Annotated in this window: 1 pseudogene; it reads left to right on the top strand. The window is 37.8% G+C overall.

The features are described from left to right. Nucleotides 1-339, top strand: a pseudogene (locus ES045_RS16240) (hypothetical protein); the annotation flags it as partial.

The raw sequence follows: 339 nt of genomic DNA, 5'->3' as shown, positions 1-339 counted from the left end.
AGAAGGAGGAGGAATCTTGTTTTCTTTTACACCAATTAATGGAGACACAGGAATGAGCGCTACCAATTTGGCAGCTTTTAACGATGGTACTGCTTTTATGTACGCTGATATTAATGGGATTGATGGTTATGTAAATGTGCATTTAAGTTCAGATGATTTAGGAACGATTGTAGCGCAAGGAGATATCGGTCAGAATGATTTAACAGGAACTACAAAAACCTATGATTTAGGAGAAAAAGCAGTTGCTGGAATTTCAGGAAACGTTACTTTTTCTGAAAGAATAAATGGAGAAGCTTTGGCAGAAATAATGTTAAGCGGAACACCATCGGGAGGAGAACA

The sequence above is a fragment of the Polaribacter sp. IC073 genome (assembly GCF_007997075.1).
In the GTDB taxonomy this organism is placed as follows: Bacteria; Bacteroidota; Bacteroidia; order Flavobacteriales; family Flavobacteriaceae; genus Polaribacter.
This window is presented reverse-complemented; position numbering and strand designations above follow the sequence as displayed.